General features: G+C 55.8%; 1 pseudogene. It reads right to left on the reverse strand.

Annotated elements, in window-relative coordinates:
- Nucleotides 1–1,349, reverse strand: a pseudogene (locus G006_RS26510) (hypothetical protein); the annotation flags it as partial.

Consider the following 1,349-nt stretch of genomic DNA (forward strand, 5'->3'; position numbering starts at 1 on the left):
TTCACGGTGTCTTTAAATTCACCCAACTGGCCTTTGTAGTTACCTGTCACGTTGCGGGTCAAATCGCCTTGTTCAACCAACGCCAGCACTTCGACGGCTTCATTCAGCGGCAAGATCACGCCATCCAGGGTGTCATTGACGCCTTCGACGATTTTGCGGAAGTCGCCTTGGTGCTTACTGGCGTCGGCGCGGGTTTGCAGACGGCCTTCAACGGCGGCGGTTGCCAGCATATTGGCGTCGGCCACCAGTGCATTGACCGCATCGATACAGGTGTTGAGGTTGTTTTTAATCGTGTTGAAATCGCCGTTGTAGCTATCGGTGATTTTGGCCGGAATGTGTCCTTTGGAAATGTTATCGACATAGTCAGCCGCTACATTCAACGGGCCTATGACCGCATTCAGGGTCAGGTTCACGCCCTCGACAATCTTGCGAAAATCGCCTTGGTGTTTAGTGGCATCGGCTCTAGTTGCCAGATGGCCTTCTACGGCTGCGGTCGAGAGCATATTGGCGTCGGCGACCAGGGCGTTCACCGCATCGATACAGGTATTCAGGTTGTTTTTGATGGTGTTGAAATCACCGTTGTAGGTGTCGGTGATTTTTGCCGGAATCGCCCCGCGAGAGATGTTGTCCACATACTCGGCCGCGACGTTGAGCGGGCCGATCACGGCGTCCAGGGTGTTGTTGACGCCTTCGACAATCTTGCGGTAATCGCCTTGGTATTGGCTGGCATCGGCGCGGGTGGCTAAGCGGCCTTCGATGGCCGCTTTTTCCAGCGCAGCGGCTTCCGCCACCATGCTGCTGATCGCGTCGATACAGTTATTCAGGTTGTTTTTGATGGTGTTGAAATCGCCGTTGTAGTGGTCGGTGATTTTTGCCGGAATCGCCCCGCGAGAGATGTTGTCCACGTACTCGGCGGCGACGTTCAAGGGCCCGATCACCGCGTCCAGGGTGCTGTTGACGCCTTCGACGATTTTACGGAAATCACCTTGGTGCTGGGTCGCATCGGCACGGGTGGCCAGACGGCCTTCGACCGCAGCGGTCGCCAGCATGTTGGCGTCAGCGACGAGGGCATTAACGGCATCGATACAGGTATTCAGATTGTTTTTGATGACGTTGAAATCGCCGTTGTAGGTGTCGGTGATTTTCGCGGGGATCGCACCTTTAGAAATGTTATTCACATACTCGGCGGCAACGTTGAGCGGGCCAATCACCGCGTCCAGGGTGTTGTTGACGCCTTCGACAATCTTGCGGTAATCGCCTTGGTATTGGCTGGCGTCGGCGCGGGTGGCTAAGCGGCCTTCGATGGCCGCTTTTTCCAACGCAGCGGCTTCGGCCACCATGCTGCTAAT

The sequence above is a fragment of the Methylomonas sp. MK1 genome (assembly GCF_000365425.1).
Lineage (GTDB): Bacteria > Pseudomonadota > Gammaproteobacteria > Methylococcales > Methylomonadaceae > Methylomonas.